The organism is cyanobacterium endosymbiont of Rhopalodia gibberula (assembly GCF_003574135.1).
In the GTDB taxonomy this organism is placed as follows: domain Bacteria; phylum Cyanobacteriota; class Cyanobacteriia; order Cyanobacteriales; family Microcystaceae; genus Rippkaea.
In genome coordinates this window covers 2,398,804-2,420,354 of the sequence record NZ_AP018341.1, presented here as the reverse complement: position 1 = coordinate 2,420,354, position 21,551 = coordinate 2,398,804, and the positions used below count along the sequence as shown (strand labels likewise).

24 protein-coding genes are annotated in these 21,551 nt (G+C 40.9%); 8 read left to right on the top strand and 16 right to left on the bottom strand.

The window, feature by feature from the left end; all coding sequences use genetic code 11:
- Nucleotides 1–81 precede the first annotated feature (81 nt).
- From RGRSB_RS07790 to nifB, 15 genes are all read right to left on the bottom strand, one after another.
- Nucleotides 82–825, bottom strand: coding sequence for a HesA/MoeB/ThiF family protein (locus tag RGRSB_RS07790; protein ID WP_119260554.1), 744 nt, complete (start codon nucleotides 823–825; stop codon nucleotides 82–84).
- 8 nt (nucleotides 826–833) lie between these two features.
- Nucleotides 834–1,169 carry a nitrogenase-stabilizing/protective protein NifW gene (gene nifW, locus RGRSB_RS07785; RefSeq protein WP_119260553.1) on the bottom strand — a complete coding sequence of 112 codons (336 nt, stop codon included), beginning with the start codon at nucleotides 1,167–1,169 and terminating at the stop codon, nucleotides 834–836.
- 1 nt (nucleotide 1,170) lies between these two features.
- Complete coding sequence (locus tag RGRSB_RS07780; protein ID WP_119260552.1) at nucleotides 1,171–1,401, bottom strand: CCE_0567 family metalloprotein; 231 nt, start codon at nucleotides 1,399–1,401, stop codon at nucleotides 1,171–1,173.
- A gap of 145 nt (nucleotides 1,402–1,546) precedes the next feature.
- Entirely contained in the window at nucleotides 1,547–2,020 is a 474-nt protein-coding gene (locus RGRSB_RS07775) for a NifX-associated nitrogen fixation protein (protein WP_119260551.1), read from the bottom strand.
- Nucleotides 2,021–2,095: 75 nt separating this feature from the next.
- Nucleotides 2,096–2,521 carry a nitrogen fixation protein NifX gene (gene nifX, locus RGRSB_RS07770; RefSeq protein WP_119260550.1) on the bottom strand — a complete coding sequence of 142 codons (426 nt, stop codon included), beginning with the start codon at nucleotides 2,519–2,521 and terminating at the stop codon, nucleotides 2,096–2,098.
- 66 nt (nucleotides 2,522–2,587) lie between these two features.
- Nucleotides 2,588–3,970, bottom strand: coding sequence for a nitrogenase iron-molybdenum cofactor biosynthesis protein NifN (gene nifN, locus RGRSB_RS07765; protein WP_119260549.1), 1,383 nt, complete (start codon nucleotides 3,968–3,970; stop codon nucleotides 2,588–2,590).
- Nucleotides 3,971–4,087: 117 nt separating this feature from the next.
- Nucleotides 4,088–5,500, bottom strand: coding sequence for a nitrogenase iron-molybdenum cofactor biosynthesis protein NifE (gene nifE / locus RGRSB_RS07760; RefSeq protein WP_119260548.1), 1,413 nt, complete (start codon nucleotides 5,498–5,500; stop codon nucleotides 4,088–4,090).
- A gap of 183 nt (nucleotides 5,501–5,683) precedes the next feature.
- Nucleotides 5,684–5,776 carry a Mo-dependent nitrogenase C-terminal domain-containing protein gene (locus RGRSB_RS10845; protein WP_275540739.1) on the bottom strand — a complete coding sequence of 31 codons (93 nt, stop codon included), beginning with the start codon at nucleotides 5,774–5,776 and terminating at the stop codon, nucleotides 5,684–5,686.
- A 233-nt stretch (nucleotides 5,777–6,009) separates the two neighbouring features.
- Nucleotides 6,010–7,545: a nitrogenase molybdenum-iron protein subunit beta gene (nifK, locus tag RGRSB_RS07755; RefSeq protein WP_119260547.1), complete on the bottom strand. Its 1,536-nt coding sequence runs from the start codon at nucleotides 7,543–7,545 to the stop codon at nucleotides 6,010–6,012.
- 144 nt (nucleotides 7,546–7,689) lie between these two features.
- Nucleotides 7,690–9,126 (bottom strand): nitrogenase molybdenum-iron protein alpha chain, encoded by a 1,437-nt coding sequence (gene nifD, locus RGRSB_RS07750; protein ID WP_119260546.1) that lies wholly within the window; start codon nucleotides 9,124–9,126, stop codon nucleotides 7,690–7,692.
- Between the two features lie 158 nt (nucleotides 9,127–9,284).
- A complete protein-coding gene (gene nifH, locus RGRSB_RS07745) occupies nucleotides 9,285–10,157 on the bottom strand; it encodes a nitrogenase iron protein (protein ID WP_119260545.1) in 873 nt (290 codons plus the stop codon).
- Nucleotides 10,158–10,609: 452 nt separating this feature from the next.
- Entirely contained in the window at nucleotides 10,610–11,509 is a 900-nt protein-coding gene (nifU, locus tag RGRSB_RS07740; protein WP_119260544.1) for a Fe-S cluster assembly protein NifU, read from the bottom strand.
- A gap of 77 nt (nucleotides 11,510–11,586) precedes the next feature.
- Nucleotides 11,587–12,789, bottom strand: a complete 1,203-nt coding sequence (gene nifS, locus RGRSB_RS07735; protein ID WP_119260543.1) for a cysteine desulfurase NifS — start codon at nucleotides 12,787–12,789, stop codon at nucleotides 11,587–11,589.
- Between the two features lie 476 nt (nucleotides 12,790–13,265).
- Nucleotides 13,266–13,442 (bottom strand): hypothetical protein, encoded by a 177-nt coding sequence (locus tag RGRSB_RS10200; protein ID WP_172582075.1) that lies wholly within the window; start codon nucleotides 13,440–13,442, stop codon nucleotides 13,266–13,268.
- A gap of 3 nt (nucleotides 13,443–13,445) precedes the next feature.
- Entirely contained in the window at nucleotides 13,446–14,906 is a 1,461-nt protein-coding gene (nifB, locus tag RGRSB_RS07725) for a nitrogenase cofactor biosynthesis protein NifB (protein WP_119260542.1), read from the bottom strand.
- 1,063 nt (nucleotides 14,907–15,969) lie between these two features.
- Between nifB and cysE the strand changes: the two genes are divergently transcribed.
- The 8 genes from cysE (at nucleotide 15,970) to RGRSB_RS07685 (ending at nucleotide 20,255) form a co-directional block, all read left to right on the top strand.
- The gene (gene cysE, locus RGRSB_RS07720) at nucleotides 15,970–16,701 is read left to right on the top strand and encodes a serine O-acetyltransferase (protein WP_119260541.1); all 732 of its coding nucleotides are present in this window, start codon (nucleotides 15,970–15,972) and stop codon (nucleotides 16,699–16,701) included.
- Between the two features lie 15 nt (nucleotides 16,702–16,716).
- Nucleotides 16,717–16,995 carry an Asr1405/Asl0597 family protein gene (locus RGRSB_RS07715; RefSeq protein ID WP_119260540.1) on the top strand — a complete coding sequence of 93 codons (279 nt, stop codon included), beginning with the start codon at nucleotides 16,717–16,719 and terminating at the stop codon, nucleotides 16,993–16,995.
- Nucleotides 16,996–17,106: 111 nt separating this feature from the next.
- Nucleotides 17,107–17,319 carry a DUF2949 domain-containing protein gene (locus RGRSB_RS07710; RefSeq protein WP_119260539.1) on the top strand — a complete coding sequence of 71 codons (213 nt, stop codon included), beginning with the start codon at nucleotides 17,107–17,109 and terminating at the stop codon, nucleotides 17,317–17,319.
- A gap of 47 nt (nucleotides 17,320–17,366) precedes the next feature.
- Complete coding sequence (gene nifV / locus RGRSB_RS07705; protein ID WP_119260538.1) at nucleotides 17,367–18,500, top strand: homocitrate synthase; 1,134 nt, start codon at nucleotides 17,367–17,369, stop codon at nucleotides 18,498–18,500.
- Complete coding sequence (locus RGRSB_RS07700) at nucleotides 18,487–18,798, top strand: nitrogen fixation protein NifZ (RefSeq protein ID WP_119260537.1); 312 nt, start codon at nucleotides 18,487–18,489, stop codon at nucleotides 18,796–18,798. Before nifV ends, RGRSB_RS07700 begins: the two co-directional genes overlap by 14 nt.
- Before the next feature lie 106 nt (nucleotides 18,799–18,904).
- The gene (gene nifT / locus RGRSB_RS07695) at nucleotides 18,905–19,105 is read left to right on the top strand and encodes a putative nitrogen fixation protein NifT (protein ID WP_119260536.1); all 201 of its coding nucleotides are present in this window, start codon (nucleotides 18,905–18,907) and stop codon (nucleotides 19,103–19,105) included.
- A 142-nt stretch (nucleotides 19,106–19,247) separates the two neighbouring features.
- Nucleotides 19,248–19,844 carry a (2Fe-2S) ferredoxin domain-containing protein gene (locus RGRSB_RS07690; protein WP_119261013.1) on the top strand — a complete coding sequence of 199 codons (597 nt, stop codon included), beginning with the start codon at nucleotides 19,248–19,250 and terminating at the stop codon, nucleotides 19,842–19,844.
- A gap of 6 nt (nucleotides 19,845–19,850) precedes the next feature.
- Nucleotides 19,851–20,255: an ArsC/Spx/MgsR family protein gene (locus RGRSB_RS07685; protein WP_119260535.1), complete on the top strand. Its 405-nt coding sequence runs from the start codon at nucleotides 19,851–19,853 to the stop codon at nucleotides 20,253–20,255.
- A gap of 725 nt (nucleotides 20,256–20,980) precedes the next feature.
- Here RGRSB_RS07685 and RGRSB_RS07680 read toward each other — a convergent pair.
- Nucleotides 20,981–21,172, bottom strand: coding sequence for a hypothetical protein (locus RGRSB_RS07680; RefSeq protein WP_119260534.1), 192 nt, complete (start codon nucleotides 21,170–21,172; stop codon nucleotides 20,981–20,983).
- Between the last annotated feature and the right edge of the window lie 379 nt (nucleotides 21,173–21,551).

Below are 21,551 nucleotides of genomic sequence, written 5' to 3'. Positions count from 1 at the left end.
TATTCTCTGCTCACTATTTACTACTCACTACTTAGATGAGCACTCTCCGTGTGTTCTGGGCTATTGTCTCAGTCAAGTTTTTCAGGTGAAATTACCACAAACCGGACAGTCAGGATCATGATAAGGACGACGTTTAGCAAAAGTAGTGCTCGCCAAATCCATTGTCAATAATTGTCCGGTCAATGGCTCTCCTAGTCCCGTAATTAGTTTCACAGCTTCTAAGGCAGCTAAACAAGCTAGGGTTCCTGAAACAGCCCCTAATACCCCAAACCCCCAACGGTCCCAGGTTGGTTTCTCAGGGAAAATACAGGACAAACAGGGGGTTTCCCCAGGAACAACCGTGGTTAAGTAGGCTTCCATCTCACTCATAGCCGCTTCCACCATCGGAATTTTCTGTCGCACACAAGCGGCATTCAGGGCTTCACGTTCTTTGAAGTCAAAGGCACAGTCGAGGGCAATGTCGGCTTGTTGCATCAGGTTATGGACATTCTCTGAGGTCACAAATTCAGGGATAGCCTCAATTTCCACATCAGGATTGATTTCTAAAAGAGTTTTTTTAGCTTTGAATACCCTCGGTTTTCCCACCCAATCGTCGGTCATCAAAATCTGACGGTTTAGGTCGTCCCGACGAAGATCGCCCCCTCGAACTAGAATTAACTTGCCTATTCCGGCGACAGCTAAGTAAAGAGCGACAGTTCCGCCAAGCCCACCTACCCCTGTAACAATGGCAGTAGTGGATTTCAGTTTCTTCTGTCCTTCCTCACCAAAGCCGTCTAATTGCATTTGACGAGAATAGCGTTCTAATTCGATGGGGGTTAACTCCATAATGACTCTTAATCCTCAGTTTCTTTAGCTAAATCGTCAAGTAAGACTACGTTTTTAGGGGCATCTTTGAAGACCTTAAATAGCTTAGTTTCCAAAGGACTAGAAGTTTTGAACAACTCATAAGCTTCTTGAAAAGCTTCACCATACTTAGCTATTTTTTCTGACTCGCTGATATCAGGAAATGCCTTATCAACGGCGGCAATAAGAATGGAAAACTGCTTCAAAATATGAAGACGATTAACATTAACAAAACCGGGGTCATATTTAATGTCAAAAAACTCTAAAAAATCTTCTGCATTAATTAATTTGGAAAACTGTTCGTAGGTCTTTTTTGTACCAGCCATTTTAGAGTTCCTCCCAGATTTTGAGTTGTTTTTTCAGTTGATCTAGTTCAAAATAAATGTCGTAAGTTTTCTGAGCCATCTCTAGTAAGGTTTTGTAATTTGTCGGTAAACCTTCCGCTAGATCATGCAAATCCATTTTCTGTTGACCCGCTTTGGAATTGAGTCGTTTGATGGATTTTTTGAGAGCTTCTATATTTTCTGGTGTTGGTTTAGCAGTTGTTACTTCTCCCATTTTCACTCAACTCTTCCTTAACAAACCGTTAGCAATGAACAATTTTCACTTAATTATTGTTTAGGAAAATTAAAACAGCTATTTCTGACAAAGATTCGTCAAAAACTCTCGACTTAAGAGAACAAATCTTGATAGATTTTAGCCATTAAAATCTTGCAGCTTCAGGAAAACGCTGCACAACTTCGATTCCTGATTGAGTAATTTTTTCTCCTTGAACTGCTAACTTTTCTAAGGAGTCAAAACCAAAGCGATGAGCATCTCTTAAAGTCCGGCAAACTGTCATCAAGCGACCGCTCCAGACCAAGGCCCAACCAAATCCTTCATTATTTAGATCGACTACTACCTGACATAACTGAGCCGTTTCTTTCTCAATTAGACTAGCAACAGCACGATAGAAACAAAGAATTCTTAATTTAGTAGCTGGGTCGATATCTCCCTCTAGAGAAATTTCCCGTTTTTGTTTTTTACTAATTACATAAGGTCCGAGGACTAATTCATTAGTCCAACTTTTATAGACCCCATAGTGATCGTAGGCCCGAATTTGTCGAGCCACTTCTTGTAAAAAGGGACTATTCGAAACTAAAAGTGTTGACTGTTCTGAATTAGTTGTAGTCGTCATAGCAGCTCTCTGATGTTAATTAACGATTGACAATTGATAGTTAATAATGAACTCAAAACTATCCACTATATACTATCAACCATTAACTAAAATCCCCTCTTCGTCCTCATCTTCAAAGTTCAAAGGTTTAGACTCTTGTTGAAGAACTTTGCGTAACCAGGGGGGAGGATTTCCCTTCAAGGTTTTTACCAATTCTGTTAGCAGTTCCTCAATAGTTTCCGATTCACTCCTAGCTTTAACTGGGGTAACATTGCTGCGAATCAATCGAGCCGCTGCACTACCACCAATAGCAGCAACATAGATAATAGTACACCCTTTGAGGGCTTCAAGTTTTGGGTTTATTTTGTCTTCGTTACCATCTTCTTTTAAATCTCCTGAAAATTCTAGAGTTTTGTCAAAACTGAACCCTTCAGGTGTAACGTCATAAACGTCAATTTCCTTCGCCCAACCAAAATGGGCATTAATGTGAACCCTATCACTGGTAGTAAATGCAACTTTCATGGTAGTTTTCCTCTTAAAACTGAAATAAATTAGTGGAAAATTTCGAAAAGCCATTAAGCAAAGAGCTCAATTATGACTTAAGACTGATGGACAATGAGGGGCGTTAGCTTCTTCATTTAACAAAATATTGCCGACATCGAACAGAAACCGCATTGTTCCGCGATATCCAACTAAACACCGTTGACCATTACCTAATTGATCAAAGACTGGATAGCCCATACGATATAAGGGAGCATTTAAGCGTTCTGCTAAAACAGTTCCGTGAGAATTGGTAATGATTAAATCTGACCCAGCTGCCAAATCCTCTAAATCTTCCAAGTCGCCAATGGTAACAGTACCGATAGGTAAATCTTCCAAAATGGGGGACCTAGTGGTAGTAACCGCCGCGTAAACTTTAGCACCCATATCATTAAGTAACCAAGCAGTTTGATAGAGTAGGTCTGGTTCAAGAGCTAAAGCTATCTTTTTACCTCCGAAATAAAAATGAGTATCTAGGATAGTATCTTGAAGTTGACGGCGTTGACGTTGGAATAACGCAGGAATATTAGGAATAATGGGGAAATGGTGATCGCAACGAGAAGTAACAATTTGAGACAAACGCCACAAAAAGCTATCAACCGCTTCTAGACCAGCTAAACGAGGGAACACCTCATACTTTGTCCCGAAACGTTCCTCTAATATTTTAGCTGCTCCGCGCATACTTTCCCCAACTGCTAGGGTAAAACTTGAACGAGGCAATGATCTTAATTGAGCAACCGTTGTTCCTCCTCCAGTGATAGTTTGATATCCATCTTCAAGGTGTCCATCAAGAGATCTCGATAAATCTGGAATAGCTAAAGGGGTCAAACCAAATGCTTCAACAATTGCCTTAAGTTCTTCCATATCTCCTGGAGATATAAAAGAACCAGGCAAAATATTAACTTGAGGTTGGGGATAGACAACCGAACTGAGAGATGCTTTCCCAGGGAAGGCATTGTAGTCCAACGCGACAATTTGCTCTACTGCAGAGGCGAAACCATCTTGTAAAGAGCCGCTATAATCTGGGGTAGAAACATAAACAATGGGCAAACTGTCCAGTTCTGGGTGACGTTCCCGAATGGTTTTGAGAATGCGCTTCATATCATCTCCGCGCGTCTCTGTTAGCCCCGTGGTGAGCAACCCAATGATATCAGGGTTATTGTTCTCGACAATAGTCAAAATTGCCTGTTCAACGTTCTCCTCACCTCCTAAGATAGTCGTTACCTCCGTCATGGCAGTGGTTGATAGAGGAATAGCTTCACGGAAATGGCGTACTAGGACAACCTTGGCAAACGCGGTACAGCCTTGCGCCCCGTGAAATAGAGGCATCATTCCCTTCAACCCCAAAAATGCTAAGGACGCGCCCAATGGTTGACTCATTTTGAGGGGGTTGACAGACAGGGATTTGTTTGCATTAACAACAGTTGTCATTTTAGTTACAAATTAAGCATGTAATAGTTAAGCGTTGATGGTTAGTAGTTGAGAGCCGATAGTTGGTAGTCACTAACTGGAAAACTTTATGATCTTCACTATACTATTCACCACTCCCTATTCCGCTTCTAGATTCAGTAAGCCTTCGTGTTCCCGCTGCCAAATTTCCCAGGGAGCCGGTTTACGGACCTGTTGCCAAATAGGACTATGCACTGCTTCATCTAATTCTCTAGCCATTTCAATCATTCCTACATAGCCGGCATAGGAGTGATGACGTTCTTGGTTAATATCTAGGAAGGGGATTCTCGCTTTTAGTGCAGTATATTGATTGCGACCCCCTGCTACCAATAAATCTGCCTTCGTCTGTTCTACAACCTGTAAGAGTTCTGTTGCATTACCTTTTTCAAGCATCATGCCGTCTTTGCCTAAAAGTTTCCTTATTTTTGCTTTATCTTCTTCTGTACTCTTCTTAGTGCTGGTTGCCACTACTTTCATTCCTAAATCTTGTGCTGCAGAGACAATAGACCAACTTTTGACCCCTCCAGTGTAGAGAACCATTCGCTTACCCTTAAGGCGATTACGATAAGGGACTAATGCTTTATCTAATTGCTCAGTTTCAGTTTTAATCAATTCTTCAACCCGTTGTTGCAAGGCAAGGTCACCCAATTTTGCGGCGATATTGCGTAAACAACGATTCATGTCTGCAATGCCGTAAAATGATTCCTCAATGTAAGGAATCCCGTAACGTTCCTCCATTGCTGTCGCCATGTTAATTAAAGCTTTGGAGCAAATCATTACATTGAGTTTGGCGCGATGAGAATAACATACTTCTTCATAACGCGCATCACCTGTAATCTTTGCCAATACTCGAATACCGACTTTCTCAAACAGAGGTAAAACACCCCACATTTCTCCGGCAACGTTATATTCCCCAATCAAATTAATATCATAATCAGTAGTATATTCTGGCTCACGGGTTCCGACAACATACTGCAACAATGCATCCCCGCCGAGGCGATTCCCTAGATTTTTACTACCCACAAAACCAGGGGAATGAACAGGAATAACAGGAGTTTCATACTTAGCGGTAGCGGCTTTACAAACTGCATCCAAATCATCCCCAATTAGAGCAGTAACACAAGTGGAATAGACAAAAACAGCTGCTGGATTGTAGCGTTTTACTAATCGAGCAACCGCCTTATAAAGCTTTTTTTCACCCCCGAAAATAATATCATTTTCTGATATATCCGTGGTAAACCCCATTTTATAGGTCATGGGTCCACTGCTGAGGCTGCCACGACTATTCCAACTATTACCTGAACAAGCGATAGAACCGTGAACCAAATGAGCCGCATCCGTGATAGGAACTAAAGCGATAGACGCTCCGTCGAAGGCACAACCTCCCTGAGCCGCCCCAGGCTTAGCTTGTTGTGTACAGGACTTATTTTTTCCTTGACCTTCCTTGCTATGGTTATGTTCACAACCAGGTTGGGTGAGCAGTTCCGAGATTTTGCCTTTCGTGAGTTTCATGTTAATTGCCGCTTATTCTTGTTACCAATGACTAGTCTTAGTATAAAAGGGGATGAGTGGGTAAGAATGAAATCGAGCTACTGCCTTTTGCCTTTTTATTAAAAAACACATTTACTTGCATCTTCACCACAGACATTGAAAAGATAGGTGAGAGCTCTCGTAATATAGCGTCACAAACTCCAGTTAGGTTCGAGTGTGTCCTAAAGAAGTAATATGAAGCTGAGTACGTCCAAATACAAAAATATCCCGTTCAAAGGAACAGGCATAGGCAACCAACCCATAGTATGAGCAATTTTAGCCTGTTTGCACTTTCATCAACTCTATCTAACGTCTTAGAGTACAGAAAGACCCGAACCCAGGTTTGTTAACAGTCGAGAAATAATGGGTTCTAGTTACCGTAACTTTTTTTTCAGATCGATATCGATCTGAAAAAGGGAGGGGAGAGGAGAGGGAGAGTGATTACTCCCTAAATCTTCCTAAGTCTCCCTTGTTTTCAGATTTCCCTGTGATTAACGAACTAGATCGAAAGAAATATCCGTCACAGAAGGAGTATCAGTCTTACGATCTAACGCTTCAAGAACCCCATTAGCAATCCAGTTGAGTAGGTTGATAGCACCTTCATACCCAATAGTGGAATAGCGATGTAAATGGTGGCGATCAAAGATAGGATATCCGATACGGATTAAAGGAGTCTTGGTATCACGCTCAAGATACTTGGCGTAGGAATTACCAATTAAGAAATCAACAGGTTCAGTGAATAGTAAGGAACGAAGATGCCATAAGTCCTTACCACCCCAAACAGTAGCCTGTTGTCCGAAAGGACTAGATTCTAGAAGAGCTTTAGCTTCAATTTCAAATTCTTTGGTAGAATTATTAACCAGAACATGAACAGGCTCGATACCCATTTCTAACATGAACTGTAATAAGCCCATTACTAGGTCAGGATCTCCGTAAACCGCAGCGCGCTTACCGTGTACCCAAGCTTGGGTATCAGTCATTGCGTCAACCGCACGTCCCCGAGCGATTTCAAGTTCTTTAGGGATAGGATTTCCGGTCAGTTCGGATAAGCCCATCAAGAACTCATCGGTACCTTTAATACCCCAAGGAAGATAGTTAAGGACCTTTTGTTTCCACTCTTTCTGAATATATTCACGAGTCTTAGGAGTGGTGTGGGTTTGAAGGGTAATGGTTGCTTCAGCGTTGATAGAGTCAGCAGCGGCATCTAAAGGTGTTCCTTCTTGGTACATTTTGAACTCCCCTAAGTTGGGAGAATCAAGGTACATTTCGGTGTCACCTAAAATAGTGGCATTAACTCCCATTGCAGCCGTCAAGCTTTTGAGTTGCCGAAGGTTCCCCATATAGGTTTCAAAACCAGGGATAAAGTTGATGGTTCCGTTAGTAGTCTCTTTTTTCTTGCCTTCAGTCAAGGTGGAAAGGATTGCTTTCATCATGCTGTCATAACCGGTGATGTGGGAGCCCACAAAACTGGGAGTATGAGCGTAAGGCACTGGAAAATCTTCAGGGATAGAACCATCTTGACGAGCAGTTTCTACGAATGCACCCAAGTCATCTCCAATTACTTCTGCCATACAAGTAGTACAGACAGCAATCATTTTGGGCTTATAAAGAGTATAAGCGTTCAGCAAACCTTCAATCATGTTTTTTAATCCACCGAAAACAGCAGCGTTTTCAGTCATGGAAGAAGAAACAGCACTAACAGGTTCTTTGAAGTGACGGGTTAAGTGGGTACGGAAGTAAGCCACACATCCTTGAGAACCATGAACGAAAGGAAGAGTTCCTTCAAAACCGACAGCGGCCAATAAAGCACCAAGAGGTTGGCAAGCTTTAGCGGGGTTGATAGTTAGGGCTTCACGGGAAAAGTTCTTTTCGCGGTATTCCCAGGTTTTTGTCCACTCAGCAATTTCTTGGACCTTCTCAGGAGAAGGCATTCCTTCAAACTGTTTCTTATTTTCAAACAGTTCTTGATACTCAGGCTGGTGGAACAGATCAACGTGATCCTTAATGTTATCTACATTCTGAGCCATTTTGTTTGGTAACTCCTGTATGGGTAGGGTTGAATATTGATTAATTGGCACATTTCCAAGGGAGGGGGGCGTTAGGGAGATATGGAACAAAATATTCCTAGTCTCTCGTGTTTTCCTTAGTCCCCCGTGTCTTCTTTTATCCCTCTATTTATTCCAAGGGGTGCCAACTAATCCCCAAGTGGGACTGTTAAGGGCTAAGTCCATGTCACGGGCGAAGATAGCGAAGCCATCATAACCGTGGTAAGGTCCTGAGTAATCCCAAGAGTGCATTTGACGGAAAGGAAGAGCCATCTTTTGGAAGACATACTTCTCTTTAACCCCAGAGGCTACTAAATCAGGCTTGAGTTTTTTAACGAATTCTTCGAATTCATAAGCGGTTGCATCATCATAGATGAGGGTCGCATCTTCAACATACTTAGTTGTACGTTTGTAGTCGTCACCGTGGGCAAATTCATACCCAGTTCCGATCATCTTCATACCTAAGTCTTGGAAAGCGGGAACAACGTGACGAGGACGTAGTCCACCAACCATCATCATGACAGTTTTGCCTTCTAAACGAGGACGGTACTTCGCCAAAACGTCATCACACTGTTTTTGGTACTTTTTGATAACTTCTTCAGCTTTCGCTTGAATAGTCTCATCAAAACGTTCAGCAATGGTGCGTAAAGACTCAGCAATCTTGGTAGGTCCAAAGAAATTATATTCCAACCAGGGAATACCGTATTTTTCTTCCATGTGACGACTGATGTAGTTCATGGAACGGTAGCAGTGGATGAGGTTCAACTTAACGTTGGGAGTGGCTTTCATTTCAGTGAAAGTACCATCGCCAGACCACTGAGCTACAACGCGGAGTCCGATTTCTTCAAGAAGAATACGGCTAGACCAAGCATCTCCACCAATGTTGTAGTCACCGATGATGGCAACGTCATAAGGAGTGCTTTCAAATTCTGCGTTTTCTTTGTCGGCAGCGGGGAAAACCCAATCACGGATCATGTCGTTAGCGATGTGGTGTCCTAAGGATTGAGAAACCCCACGGAACCCTTCACAACGAACGGGAACAACTGATTTCCCGATTTCTTTACTCTTAGTACGAGCGACAGATTCAATGTCATCTCCGATTAATCCAACGGGACATTCTGATTGAACAGAAATACCACCATTGAGGGGAAACAACTCTTCTATTTCATCAACGATTTTACTGAGCTTTTTGTCTCCACCAAAAACAATATCCCGTTCTTGGAAATCAGAGGTGAAGTTCATGGTTCCGAAGGTATCAACCCCGGTAGTTCCGATGTAGTAGTTACGACGACCAGACCAGGAATAGTAACCACAACCAACGGGACCGTGGGAGATGTGGATCATATCCTTGATAGGACCCCAAACCACCCCTTTTGATCCAGCGTAAGCACAACCACGAGTGGTCATCACACCGGGTAAGGATTGCTTGTTGGATTTTACTCCACAATCATCTTTACCTTCTTCGTAAACGTTGAGGTGTTTCTCACGTTTTTTAGCGGTTTTCTCAGGGTATGTCGCTAGGACATCCTTAATAAGCTTCTTATTTTCTTCTACTGTTGCCATGATGTTCCTCTGTAGAGTCGTAAAGGATTAGGAATCTAGGAATCATCGAAAAAAGAGGGAAGGCAAAAGGATTAATAGTTGTCGGTTGTTTCCCTCATTACTATTTCCCATCCACTTTTACCTTGGTGTTCCTCTATTCCGACTAAGCGAGACTAAACCTAAGCTGTGGGCGCAGTTTGGTCAGCTTGAATAGCTTTCTGATACTCCTCTTCACCACCAAGGATACCGAAGTCGACCAATAAGGTTTCGAGTTCTTCCATGGAGATAGGAGTAGGAATAACTAAGTTTTTGTTGTTTTCAATTTTGCGAGCTAATTCACGGTATTCCTCAGCCTGAGGGTGATCAGGTGAGTATTCGATAACAGTCATACGACGTAATTCAGCTTCTTGTACTTGCTTAGAACGAGGTACAAAGTGAATCATTTGAGTTCCAAGACGACGAGCCAATTCTTCAATTAACTCAGCTTCACAGTTAACGTTACGACTGTTACAGATTAAACCGCCTAAACGAACCCCACCGGTGTGAGCATACTTAAGGATCCCACGAGCGATGTTGTTAGCAGCATACATCGCCATCATTTCCCCAGAAGTAACGATGTAGATTTCTTGTGCTTTTCCTTCACGGATAGGCATAGCGAAACCACCACAAACAACGTCTCCTAATACATCATAGGATACGAAGTCTAGATTTTCATAAGCACCTTCTTCTTCAAGAAAGTTAATAGCAGTGATGATCCCACGACCAGCACATCCAACTCCAGGCTCAGGACCACCGGACTCAACACATTTGATTCCTTGGTATCCTTCGAGTAATACTTCACTGAGCTCGATATCTTCAACGGTTCCCCGTTCTGCTGCTAAGTGAAGAATGGTGGTTTGTGCTTTGGTGTGTAGCATCAAACGGGTGGAATCTGCTTTGGGATCACAACCAACAATCATAATACGGTTGTTTTCGCCGAGTGCAGCAAGGGTGTTTTGAGAAGTAGTAGACTTACCGATACCGCCTTTTCCGTAAAATGCAATTTGACGCATTGTTGACTCTCGCTTGTTAGACAATAAGTGTGTACAATAGGGAAGTTTTGACCGTTTCTGACGTGAGAGTGGATCGCCAATTGATCATTAGCAGTAGGAATTATGTCCCATCGAACCCTTAATCTCTACGTCAGTTCTGGGATTTCTTCCACACAGAAGCTAACTCTTGGTTAAGAAAAGCTTACCCCGAGAAGAGCAAAAGCTATAAAACTTCACTCACGAGGTGGCGCTGTAGAGGGCAAAACCAGACCTAGCCAGGATTGTATCATGAGTAGGTAGATAAACTAATTCTCGTAATTATCCTTGATAGTGGTTTATCTCTAAAACGCCCGGCGAGAAGCGATACCTATGGTGGAGATCGCTCTCGACCTTTTTTAATTAATAACATGGGCTTTGGGTAGTTGATAGTAGATTAAGTGAATAGTTGATAGTTTGTTCTATTTACCAAGTTGTTATACAGAAACGACGATTAATTCTGAAGAGATACGATCACGCAATTTGTCCTCAATTATATTTTTCAGGGTGACTGCACTGCTCGCACAAGAATTACAAGCTCCTTTGAGAGTGACTTTGACTAAATCTCCTTCTACATCAAACAAGTCTACATCCCCTCCATCTTGTGCTAGGGCTGGCTTAACTTCTTCTTCAAGAACCTTTTGAATAAGAGTGATTTTTTGCAGATTTGTTAAAGATGTGGTAGTGACAACTTTTGATTTGGAGAGGGCAACTTCTGTTGCTGCTTCCACTGCCATGGTCTCTTCTTGCACAATTTCAGCTAATTCAGCTAAAATGTCATCGATATCGGTAAGACAGGAAGCACAACCGCCACCCGCTTTGATATAATTCGTAACCTGTTCAGCAGTATTCAAATTATTTTCAAGAACAATGCGGCGAATTTTGGAATCAGTTACTCCAAAACAACGGCATACTAAAGTTCCTCCGTCATTTTCGTTGTTATGTAAGGGGATTCCCCTATAGTTAAATATAGCTGCTTCCAACGCTTCTTGTCCCATAACAGAACAGTGCATTTTTTCTTCGGGTAATCCTCCCAAGAACTCAGAAATCTCTTTATTAGTTAAGCTAAGAGCTTCATCCAAAGTCTTGCCCACCAATAATTCTGTCAATGCGGAAGAGGAGGCAATCGCTGAGGCACAGCCAAAGGTCTGAAATCGCGCATCCAAAATAATCTGAGCACTTTCGTCGATTTTTAAGTGTAGTCTTAGCGCATCACCACAAGCAATACTTCCCACTTCCCCAGTTGTAATTGCTTCTCCCAATTTTTTCTCCGTGATCGTTCCCTGGTTTCGAGGATTGTAGAAGAGTTCCATGACCTTGTCTGTATAGTCCCACATTGTCTTTTCCTACCTGAATCGTTGATATCTGTTAATACTAATGACGAGTTGATAGCTGTTTTTCTTGTTAGTATTCACTATTTAGCTAAAGTTGCCTGTTGTCGTTCGACGAGCCAACCGGCATCATCACTAGTGAACGGAGACAAGGCACGGAGGCGATCAATAATTCCCGGCAGTACCTCAAGTACCTTTTGGACTTGAGCATAAGTGGTAAAACGAGACAAACTAAAGCGAATGGAGCCGTGAAGTACCGTATACGGAAGTCCCATCGCCCGCAATACATGAGATGGTTCTAAAGATCCGGAGGTGCAAGCAGAACCAGAAGAGGCACAAATTCCATGTTGATTTAGGGATAAGAGAATAGCTTCTCCTTCGATGAATTTAAAGCCAATATTTGAGGTGTTGGGAAGTCTTTTTACAGCATGACCATTAAGTACGGTATCAGGAATAGTTGTTAGTATAGTTTGTTCTAAATAATCTCGTAACTCCTTTTCCCCAGTTCCCATAATTAGATGAGACTCAGCTAACTCAGCAGCCTTTCCTAGGGCGACAATACCAGGGACGTTTTCCGTTCCTCCGCGACGACCTCTTTCCTGATGCCCACCGATCAGTAAAGGGCGAAATCTTGTGCCACGACGCACGTATAAAGCACCAATTCCTTTAGGGGCATGAATTTTATGACCAGAAAGAGTCAACATATCAATGGTACTTTCCCTCATATCGAGGGGAATTTTTCCTACTACTTGTACCGCATCAACGTGAAATATTGCTCCGTATTTCTTGGCCAGTTGCCCAACTTGTTCTATTGGAAAAATAACGCCGGTTTCGTTGTTGGCATACATCAGAGTAACTAACGCTGTGTTTTGGGTCAGAGATGCCTCAAACTCTGAAAGATCTAACTGCCCTTGATCGTCAACCGACAGGTAAGTGACAATGTAACCTTGACGTTCCAAACTTTTGCAGAGGTTAAGAACTGCCGGATGTTCGACCTTACTAGTGATGATGTGACGTTTGTTGGGTTGAGCTAAAAGGGCAGCATGAATTGCGGCGTTATCTCCTTCAGTTCCACAACTAGTGAAAACAATCTCAGAAGGTTCCGCACCCAACAAGGAAGCAACCTGTTGTCTACCAGTTTTGACCGCAAGCCCCACCTGCCCACCAAAGGTATGCATGCTAGAGGGGTTACCGTAATAGTGGGTTAGATAGGGCAGCATAGCTGCAAGAACTTCTTCGTCAACTTGTGTAGTAGCGTTATTGTCGAGATATACACAGTCTTTCATCGCAAGGTACCCATAAATAAATTCCGTGATCGAGCAACTAGCAGTTAAGTTAAAGGCAGGAGACAGATGTTAAAATCTTAGTCAAATCCTGATTGCGCTTTGGAATAACGAGAGAGCTAATTTTTGTGAATAAACGGCAAACCAATGTTCCCGACAGGACTGACTTTGTTTGGTCTTGAACTATTTTAATAAGGTTTGAATAACGACCGAAGCAATCTTTCCAAGAATAAGCCTGTAGCGGGCACGAGGCTAAAGAACCGCAGTGAGTACTGGGTAGACGACCCACATTTGTGGTGTATACAACAGCAAACTGAGAGGTTCCACGGTAGCCTCGGCAATGGTTACAAGTGGTAGAGTCAACGAGCAAGACATCTTTATCGGAGGAAACAGCATTGGTGGGACATCCAACACGACAGGAATGACATACAATACATTCAGATGTTATGGCATAACTCATGACACTACCCCTGTTAGATTTAGGTTCGCTGGTTGCTGCCTAGATTGGGTAAACAGCTATAATCTTGGGAAAATCCCGCACAAGGTGGTATACGATGGTCATTGACGCAACTATAACAGGTATCCTGAGTGTCATTGTTGGAATGGTGATCTATAGCACTAGCAGCAGTTGCTGAAGTGATAACAATAGAACTCATAATCTATGACACTCCCACCGATTCGCTAGACTTTGTAAACTGCTCGTAGAAATCCAGGGCTACTTTGTCGATGACATCGTAAGCCTCAAAGGGTTCTAAACCAGCCTTACGCAACTCCTCCTGAGGGCAAAGACCAATCTTAGAAGCAAGTACTCCTTTGCAATCAGCAATAGCTTTGATGATATGCTCGAGAGTCGCTTTCTCGCCGTACCCAGTTTGACAATAATGATCGACTTTGCGATGAGCTACGAATTTAACATCTACGCCATCAACTTCAAATATCTGAAATTCTTTGGCATGACCGAAGTGTTGGTTGACTAAGCGATTCCCCTTAGTTGCTACCGCTACAAGAATCTTAGGACCTCCTTTAGCGGCTTTAGCGGCTTTAGCGGCTTTAGCCGCTTTTACCTCGGCGGTGAATCTCTCGATATTTTCGTGGACTTCCTGACGGGCGGCTAAATCATATTCAGGCGTCATCTCGAGGAACTTATCTTTGGTGAACTCTTGAGAACGGTCTTCCCCTAAGAGTCCTACCGCGTCTGCCCGACATTGACGACAGTGACGCATCATTTTCATGTTGCCAGAACAACTGTCTTGAACCGCTTTAAGTTCCTTGGGGTTAGGACCGCGTTGTCCTATTAACCCAAAGTGGGTCCCATGTTCAGGCGCACTTATCAAAGGCATGATGTTATGAAGAAATGCACCCTTAGAACGAATAACTTCATTAACCTCTGCTAGGTGTTGGTCGTTAATTCCAGGAATCATGACTGAGTTGACCTTGCAAAGGATGTCTGCTTCCCTGAGGGCATCAAGAGCCTCCATTTGCTTTTCATGAAGGATCTTGACCCCTTCAATTCCCTTGTAACGTTTGCGGTTATAACGTACCCAAGGGTATATTTTTTCCCCGATTTCAGGGTCAACCATATTAATGGTTAGGGTAACATGGTCAATTTTTAGTTCTTTGATTTTATCAATATACTCTGTTAACATCAAGCCGTTGCTTGACAGACATAATTTAATATCAGGTGCTTGCTCAGCTACTAATTCAAAGGTGCGGAAAGTATGCTTGGGGTTCGCCAAGGGATCACCGGGACCTGCAATACCCAACACGGTCATTTGAGGAATCTTTCCGGCAATGACTAAAGCCTTGTGGGCAGCTTCTTCGGGGGTTAGAACTTCACTAACCACTCCTGGACGGCTTTCGTTTGCACAATCGTACTTGCGGTTACAATAATTGCATTGAATGTTGCAAGCAGGGGCAACTGCTACGTGCAACCTAGCATAGTGGTGGTGTGCGTCCTCACTATAACAAGGGTGTTTAGCAATTCGCTCCTGAATGTTCTCAGGAATAGCCTGAGGAGCAGAGGAATCGCAGCCACATGGGCCCGAAGCTTTTATGGTAGACGGGGTTACTGTCTTGGCCGCTGATGAGTCAGAGTTAGTTAGACCGGTTGATTGTAACATTGAATTCCGTGGAGTAAGAGGTGGCTAAAAAATGACTTAAGAACATCTAAGAGCATTTCTAAGAGCATTTGGTGATTCAGTCGCTTGCTGGAACTTATCACAACAGGAGTCAAAAACGATTGATTTTCGTCTTTGGCGTCTGTACAAGTTATATCACTTCCTCTGATAGTTCCCGATGTAGACGGATGAGTTGGGATTTATTATATTTATTAGAAAGTACTCAAGTGCTGAAACTACTTCTTTACACCGCATAAACGCATGTTATTTTTTTTTTTTAGGTCATGGTACCAGTATTTTCAGCATTAGGTCTAGGTATTTTTTTTAGGGGATACGAGCATTTATGCACTCAAGACAAAATCTCTTTTATAAAAGGAACTGAAACCATTCTGAGACAGTTAAGTTCTTCGTAATTTTCTTTATGATTTTGTACTCAACTACTCTTTACCCCTCCACCGAGAATGACAATAGACTCCTCGGCAAGATGTTGATATATTTTCTATGTTTGGCTTTTCTCTTCGTATATTTAGGTCTCTTTCCTGTTTTCTCTTCTACTCCTCTACTATAAAAAACCGGAGTAAGCGTTCTGAAGCTCCTCCAGTGCTGTCACGGAATTCAATTCTGTATCTAACGTAACACTTTTTTTAAGATAAAGCTGACTTTAATTTATATCTACTCTAACCTTTGTGCATCAAAACCCCTAAAGACCTTATTTCATAAGGTCTTTAGGGGTTAACTCATGATCAATTCTTGAGTTCTTTAGATGATGTCTTAAAATTTTCTTTTTATGTGGTTTAAATCCTTACCCTGATTGATGTCTAGATTGAGTACATAAATTCTTTTACCCATACCTATAAATACATAAGCAATGTACCAAAAATACTAGCACCCCATACTCAAAAAAAAATTAATTAACGACGTAAACGCTGAAAATATAAGTTTGTTGAAATTTTGAGTACATTAATAATTAATATTGATTAGTCTGACTCGCCACAATTGTCTTGAACAGTTCAGGGTAACTTGGTATAAGCATAACAACTAGGTCTATGTAGAATCACGGAATTCAATGTTTGGATCCATACCGCTTAGAGACGGACGTTCTGAGAGTCGAGATAATCCCCCAAACATCTCGATTACGACCTTGTCGGCGCCTTCCCATCCGACTCAACTGCCGTTGAAAACTCTTTGGGAAGACTTTCAGATAATCTTCGCCCGTGATCCAGCTGCCCGCAACTGGCTAGAGGTGCTGTGTTGTTATCCAGGGTTACACGCCCTAGTTTTACATCGTATTTCTCATTGGCTGTGGCACTATGAAATACCCTTTCTGCCGCGCTTTCTTTCCCATCTGGGGAGATTTTTTACAGGTATTGAGATTCATCCAGGGGCAACCCTCGGAGAAGGAATATTTATTGATCACGGCATGGGAGTAGTTATTGGGGAAACTGCCATTGTTGGTGATTATTGTCTAATTTATCAAAACGTTACCCTCGGCGGGACTGGAAAGGAACTCGGTAAGCGCCATCCTACCCTTGGCAATAATGTAGTGGTGGGGGCGGGAGCTAAAGTTTTAGGAAATATTACCATTGGTGATCACGTTCGCATCGGAGCTGGTTCAATTGTTCTAAGGGATGTCCCTAGTGACTGCACTGTGGTCGGTGTGCCGGGTCGGATTATTTCCCGCAGTGGTCGTGGCTGTCCCTTAGAACACGGCAAGTTACCCGATGTAGAAGCCGAAGTTATTCGGACCTTGTTAGACCGAATTGAGCAATTGGAACAAAAGATACAAAACCTATCCTAACCCTATTCTACCATTATGATTAGATCATCTCGTCCCGATGCGTTAATCAGCCAAGTTGCGAAGGTTTCTCGATGTGAACGCTGGTTACTCCATCGTCGCCTTGAAGAACTGATGATCCCCTGTTGGTGTCCCGACGACGGGTCTTTGTGGGTTGAAATTGAACACGGCATTGATGCCATTCTTTTGCGCAGCACCGTCTACCAGGCGAGTGCCTCTCGTCAAGAATTGGTGGACTGGCTCGGACGCTGCTGGGAGGCGGCTGATATCCTTTCAACTCAATTCTACAATAGTTGAGAATATTTTTCTCAAACTTATCGTAATTACCGTCTTGTTTGTTGCGCCCTTAACTCGTTGAGACCTAGCTCTGCTGGCTGATTGCGGAGTAATTAGTTTTTTAGTGCTGTCATGGAAGATCATCCAATCTCTAACGAATTCACTCAATTTCTACAACAAGAACTATCTCTTTCCTCCGATGACCTAGCGGTTGCCATAAACAATCGCCGACAACCGGGGGATCCTATTCCTATGTTGCTATGGCAATATGGATTAATTTCTAGAGGACAACTTCAACGAATTTGGGATTGGCTTGATGCTCAGATTCAATTCCAATTCCCTTGACTATCATCTTAGCAAGTTCTTACCTATAGTTGTCGAGACATTAAGCCATGGACAAAACTTATATTAATGATACCACCCTCAGAGATGGAGAACAGGCAGCTGGTATTGTTTTTACTCCCGAAGAAAAGATATCTCTAGCTAGTTTAATGGATACTATGGGCATTCCCGAATTGGAAGTAGGGATTCCGGCCATGGGAGGAAGTGAAGCAGAAGCCATTACAGCGATTACCCAGTTAGGGTTAAAAGCCGATTTATTAGGCTGGAATCGAGCAGTCCGCTCCGATGTGGAAGCTTCCGTTGCTTGTGGACTCAAACGAGTTCATATCTCCGTTCCCGTGTCTGAGGTACAAATTCAAACTAAGTTCAAGGGTAATCGCTTTCTGGTTTTTACCTATCTAGAAAACACCCTTAAATTTGCTGTAGATAACGATTTATTTGTTTCTGTAGGAGCAGAAGATTCCTCTAGAGCTTCAGAAGAATTTTTGCTAGAGGTTGCCTGTGCTGCTCAGGAATGGGGGGCATCTCGTTTTCGATTTTGCGATACGGTAGGTATTCTAAATCCTGTCACTACTACCAAAAAAGTTGGGAACTTAGTAAAAAAGTTATCAATCCCTGTAGAGATACATACTCATAACGACTTTGGCTTAGCTACAGCCAATGCTTTAGCTGGCCTTCAAGCGGGAGCTACTTCGGTAAATACTACCGTTAATGGGTTGGGAGAACGGGCAGGAAATGCGGCCTTAGAAGAGATAATTATGGCTCTGAAGCATCTCTATAAGGTGGACTTGGGCGTTGATACTTGTCATTTGAGGAAATTATCTCAGTTGGTGATTGCTGCCTCTGGTCACACTCTTCCTCCTTGGAAAGCTGTAGTAGGAGACAATGCCTTCGCTCACGAATCAGGTATTCACGCCCACGGAGTTCTCAAAAATCCCCAAACCTATGAACCCTTTTCCCCAGAGGAAATCGGTTGGCAAAGACAATTGGTGGTAGGTAAGCATTCTGGAAGACATCTAGTTGCTAATCTGCTAAAACAACATGGCATTACTTTAAATCGAGAGGAAGCCCAATGTGTTTTAGACGCAGTGCGCAGTTTGTCAGTTAAGATGAAACGAAGTTTAACAGTGGATGAATTAATTAATTTAGTACCTCATAGGAGAATATCTCATGGGATTATATAATCCTGGCGAAATCGAACTCAATGATCCTCCAGTTTTTCAAATGGAAGAAAAAGTCCGCTTACGGAAAATGATTCGTAATGATGGTACATTTCCAGGTAAAGAACTTGGCCAAACTTTGGCAAAAAAAGGTGATGTTGGCTATGTAGTTGGTATTGGAACTTATCTACAGAGTTATTATATTTATGCGGTGCATTTTATTGATAGTGGCTTTGTTGTAGGATGTCGCCGCAAGGAATTAGAATCAGCTGAGGATCCTGAAACCCTCGAACGTCGCAAGTCCGAAATGAGTAGCTATTGACTAATGCACTAAAAAAAATTGGAATTATAACTGTTGATTAGTGATCATAGTTCCGCCCCCTATATTAGTGTTTAGATTGTCATTTTTTGTTATTAGGAGTTATTTCATGAAAGTTATTTTAAGTCGTAACGATACCGGCAGTTTATCTGTCTACGTTCCTAAAAAAGACTTAGAAGAAGTGGTGGTCAATGAGACCCCCGCAGATGAGGGGAAAGTTTTAACCTTGGCTAATGGTTGGGATTTAAAGTTTCCTACTTTGACCGATGATACTAAGTTACCCCAAACTATGGAAGCGACAAAGCTGTAATTACTGTTAGCTTTTGGAGAAAGAAACATAGGTAAACCCTTTAGCGAATTTGAAAAGTAAAGGGAAAGAGGAGGAGGTTAACATTTTCCTCCTTTTTGTCTCATTTTTACTTTCTTGTTCTCTAATTATTGAGGATTTAGTCATGGATTCAGTGCATTACCAAACTTTATCATTTCGATTAGAGGGTCAGTTTGTTGGATTTATCAATAAACCCAATGGCCGATTGAAATCTCTGCGATTAATGCTCAATGGCAAAGAGTTACATATTAAATTGGATAAAGAATTACGGGAGTCCTTAGAATATGGTTTAGCTGTTGGTGATTGGGTTCAGATTGTAGGAAGACAAAAATTCAAGGGTAGTTTTAATGACTTTAAACTCAAAGCATTTCAAGTAAATCGATTGAGTTGTGGCTTAGAGTGTAAAGATGATTTAAACCAAAATTATTCAGCAATTTCTGAAAATCAATCACCAAGTTGCTCAAAAAAAGGAAAAATTCTTTTGTGTAATAAGTCTGATTGTGCTAAAAATGGTAGTGAAGAACTTTATCTAGAACTCCAAAAAACTATCTGTCGTTTGGGGTTGGAACACTCTGTAACTATCCAAAAAACTAGTTGTCAGAAACGCTGTAAAAAGGCGCCCAATATGATTTTAATGCCTGGGAAAGAAAAATGCAGCAACCCCCAACCTCAGAGTATTGCAAATCTTCTTCGTGATCATTATTTGGCTCCTATGGACTAAGAAAAAATGGCTAATGTTATTTTTTACGAAAAACCAGGTTGTATTAACAATACAAAGCAAAAAAAACTTCTCCAGAATGCAGGACATACCTTGGATGTTCGTAACCTGTTAACGACTTCTTGGACTTTGGAAAAGTTACGACCTTTTTTTTGTGATCGACCTGTTGAAGAATGGTTTAACCCTACTGCACCTCGAATTAAATCAGGAGAAATTATTCCAAAACAATTAGACGAGAAAACAGCACTTCATTTAATGATAGCTGATCCTCTATTGATTCGTCGTCCTCTTATTCAAGTGAAAGAAGTTTTTCAAGTAGGATTTGATGTAAAGCAAATTGACTCTTGGATTGGTTTAAACAGTTTAAATCCAAAAATAGAGGATTTAGAAACTTGTCCCAATGCTCGTCAATAATTAATTATTGGAGAAGCCATTAGAGATGTTAATTAATACATCTCTTTTTTTCTTAAAAGAAGAACAATAAAAACAGTCCAACAAATAGTGAAATAATAGGTTTAAGTAAATTAATAATTCAATTTTAAAACTTTATACTATTAATCTTTATATAAAGTAAAATCATAGATTATGATAGTTTTTACTATTTCTCTATAAGAAATTAATATAAATTAATTTGAAATAAACTTAGTAACTTAAAATTTCCTAAGTCAGCTGCAAAATAATTTTAATAAGAAACTAAAAGTCTACTTTACAAGGTTTTAATACCTCGACAACTCAGTTTTATATAAGTCAAGTTCTTAAGGTCGTAAATTTCAATCAAAATAAGAGTTTTGAAAATTATTATATACCAATTTAGTATTTTAACTTTGAACGAAATAGAAATCTAAACAGATAGTTATAGAACAACTCAACAAGATAAAGTTAAACAAGTTTAAACAGATTTAAGAATCTCTATAGAAAGCATTAAACCATGAGTTCAATAAATATAAACTAACTCTAGTTTTTGTTAAAAAGCGTAGGAATAAATTTTTAAATTATGTTTAACTACTTAAATATTAACTTTTAGTCAAAGTTATGACGTTGAAATAATGGTTTAAATTTGTAGATAATACTTGTCTTACTGAATTCATTTACTCACCCTTTTCATTAGTCATTATATAGCAATTTTTTTTAAGAAATAACTAACGATTAAATATTTGGTTATAAATTATTAATTCCGCAGTTATATCACGCTCATCGTTGTAACAAATGTTTTGTTCTACAGTTGTTGTCTCTTTAAAAACTTCTGTTAATCCTACGCTAAGAAACATTACACTAGTAGCAGCAATTATGTAGTTACGAGGGTTAATAATCTCGGTAGTAGTCGTTAACATGGTGAGTTATTTACCTTTCTTTTGTTATATTTATAATATAAAAATTTTAAGGGTTATGTCAGTCCCAAAATACTAAAAAAGTGTGGAGTCTTACAGTCTATTTAAGGGGAGTTATGTAGAAAATTTAGTTAATTTTATATTACGTTAGTTATGCTAGAAATTACTTTGTGTAATTCATTACATTATTATGAATTGTAACTAAAAATTTTTCCCGTACTTTATAACATATGGTATGAACGATGACTAATAGGTTAAGTTAGTAGACTCTATTGCAATATTACATTGAAGTAAAATAGATTGTTCAATGAAGTGTTATCTTTAAAAAAGATTGAATTGCTCCTAAGTTAATTACCTAATTCAAACAACAATTTAATTCTTA

What these genes read in the sequence shown, in the direction of transcription:
- RGRSB_RS07790 (WP_119260554.1), bottom strand. Translation starts at nt 825, where the DNA reads ATGGAGTTAACCCCCATCGAATTAGAACGCTATTCTCGTCAAATGCAA.
- nifW (WP_119260553.1), bottom strand. Translation starts at nt 1,169, where the DNA reads ATGGCTGGTACAAAAAAGACCTACGAACAGTTTTCCAAATTAATTAAT.
- RGRSB_RS07780 (WP_119260552.1), bottom strand. Translation starts at nt 1,401, where the DNA reads ATGGGAGAAGTAACAACTGCTAAACCAACACCAGAAAATATAGAAGCT.
- RGRSB_RS07775 (WP_119260551.1), bottom strand. Translation starts at nt 2,020, where the DNA reads ATGACGACTACAACTAATTCAGAACAGTCAACACTTTTAGTTTCGAAT.
- nifX (WP_119260550.1), bottom strand. Translation starts at nt 2,521, where the DNA reads ATGAAAGTTGCATTTACTACCAGTGATAGGGTTCACATTAATGCCCAT.
- nifN (WP_119260549.1), bottom strand. Translation starts at nt 3,970, where the DNA reads ATGACAACTGTTGTTAATGCAAACAAATCCCTGTCTGTCAACCCCCTC.
- nifE (WP_119260548.1), bottom strand. Translation starts at nt 5,500, where the DNA reads ATGAAACTCACGAAAGGCAAAATCTCGGAACTGCTCACCCAACCTGGT.
- nifK (WP_119260547.1), bottom strand. Translation starts at nt 7,545, where the DNA reads ATGGCTCAGAATGTAGATAACATTAAGGATCACGTTGATCTGTTCCAC.
- nifD (WP_119260546.1), bottom strand. Translation starts at nt 9,126, where the DNA reads ATGGCAACAGTAGAAGAAAATAAGAAGCTTATTAAGGATGTCCTAGCG.
- nifH (WP_119260545.1), bottom strand. Translation starts at nt 10,157, where the DNA reads ATGCGTCAAATTGCATTTTACGGAAAAGGCGGTATCGGTAAGTCTACT.
- nifU (WP_119260544.1), bottom strand. Translation starts at nt 11,509, where the DNA reads ATGTGGGACTATACAGACAAGGTCATGGAACTCTTCTACAATCCTCGA.
- nifS (WP_119260543.1), bottom strand. Translation starts at nt 12,789, where the DNA reads ATGAAAGACTGTGTATATCTCGACAATAACGCTACTACACAAGTTGAC.
- RGRSB_RS10200 (WP_172582075.1), bottom strand. Translation starts at nt 13,442, where the DNA reads ATGAGTTCTATTGTTATCACTTCAGCAACTGCTGCTAGTGCTATAGAT.
- nifB (WP_119260542.1), bottom strand. Translation starts at nt 14,906, where the DNA reads ATGTTACAATCAACCGGTCTAACTAACTCTGACTCATCAGCGGCCAAG.
- cysE (WP_119260541.1), top strand. Translation starts at nt 15,970, where the DNA reads ATGTTTGGATCCATACCGCTTAGAGACGGACGTTCTGAGAGTCGAGAT.
- RGRSB_RS07715 (WP_119260540.1), top strand. Translation starts at nt 16,717, where the DNA reads ATGATTAGATCATCTCGTCCCGATGCGTTAATCAGCCAAGTTGCGAAG.
- RGRSB_RS07710 (WP_119260539.1), top strand. Translation starts at nt 17,107, where the DNA reads ATGGAAGATCATCCAATCTCTAACGAATTCACTCAATTTCTACAACAA.
- nifV (WP_119260538.1), top strand. Translation starts at nt 17,367, where the DNA reads ATGGACAAAACTTATATTAATGATACCACCCTCAGAGATGGAGAACAG.
- RGRSB_RS07700 (WP_119260537.1), top strand. Translation starts at nt 18,487, where the DNA reads ATGGGATTATATAATCCTGGCGAAATCGAACTCAATGATCCTCCAGTT.
- nifT (WP_119260536.1), top strand. Translation starts at nt 18,905, where the DNA reads ATGAAAGTTATTTTAAGTCGTAACGATACCGGCAGTTTATCTGTCTAC.
- RGRSB_RS07690 (WP_119261013.1), top strand. Translation starts at nt 19,248, where the DNA reads ATGGATTCAGTGCATTACCAAACTTTATCATTTCGATTAGAGGGTCAG.
- RGRSB_RS07685 (WP_119260535.1), top strand. Translation starts at nt 19,851, where the DNA reads ATGGCTAATGTTATTTTTTACGAAAAACCAGGTTGTATTAACAATACA.
- RGRSB_RS07680 (WP_119260534.1), bottom strand. Translation starts at nt 21,172, where the DNA reads ATGTTAACGACTACTACCGAGATTATTAACCCTCGTAACTACATAATT.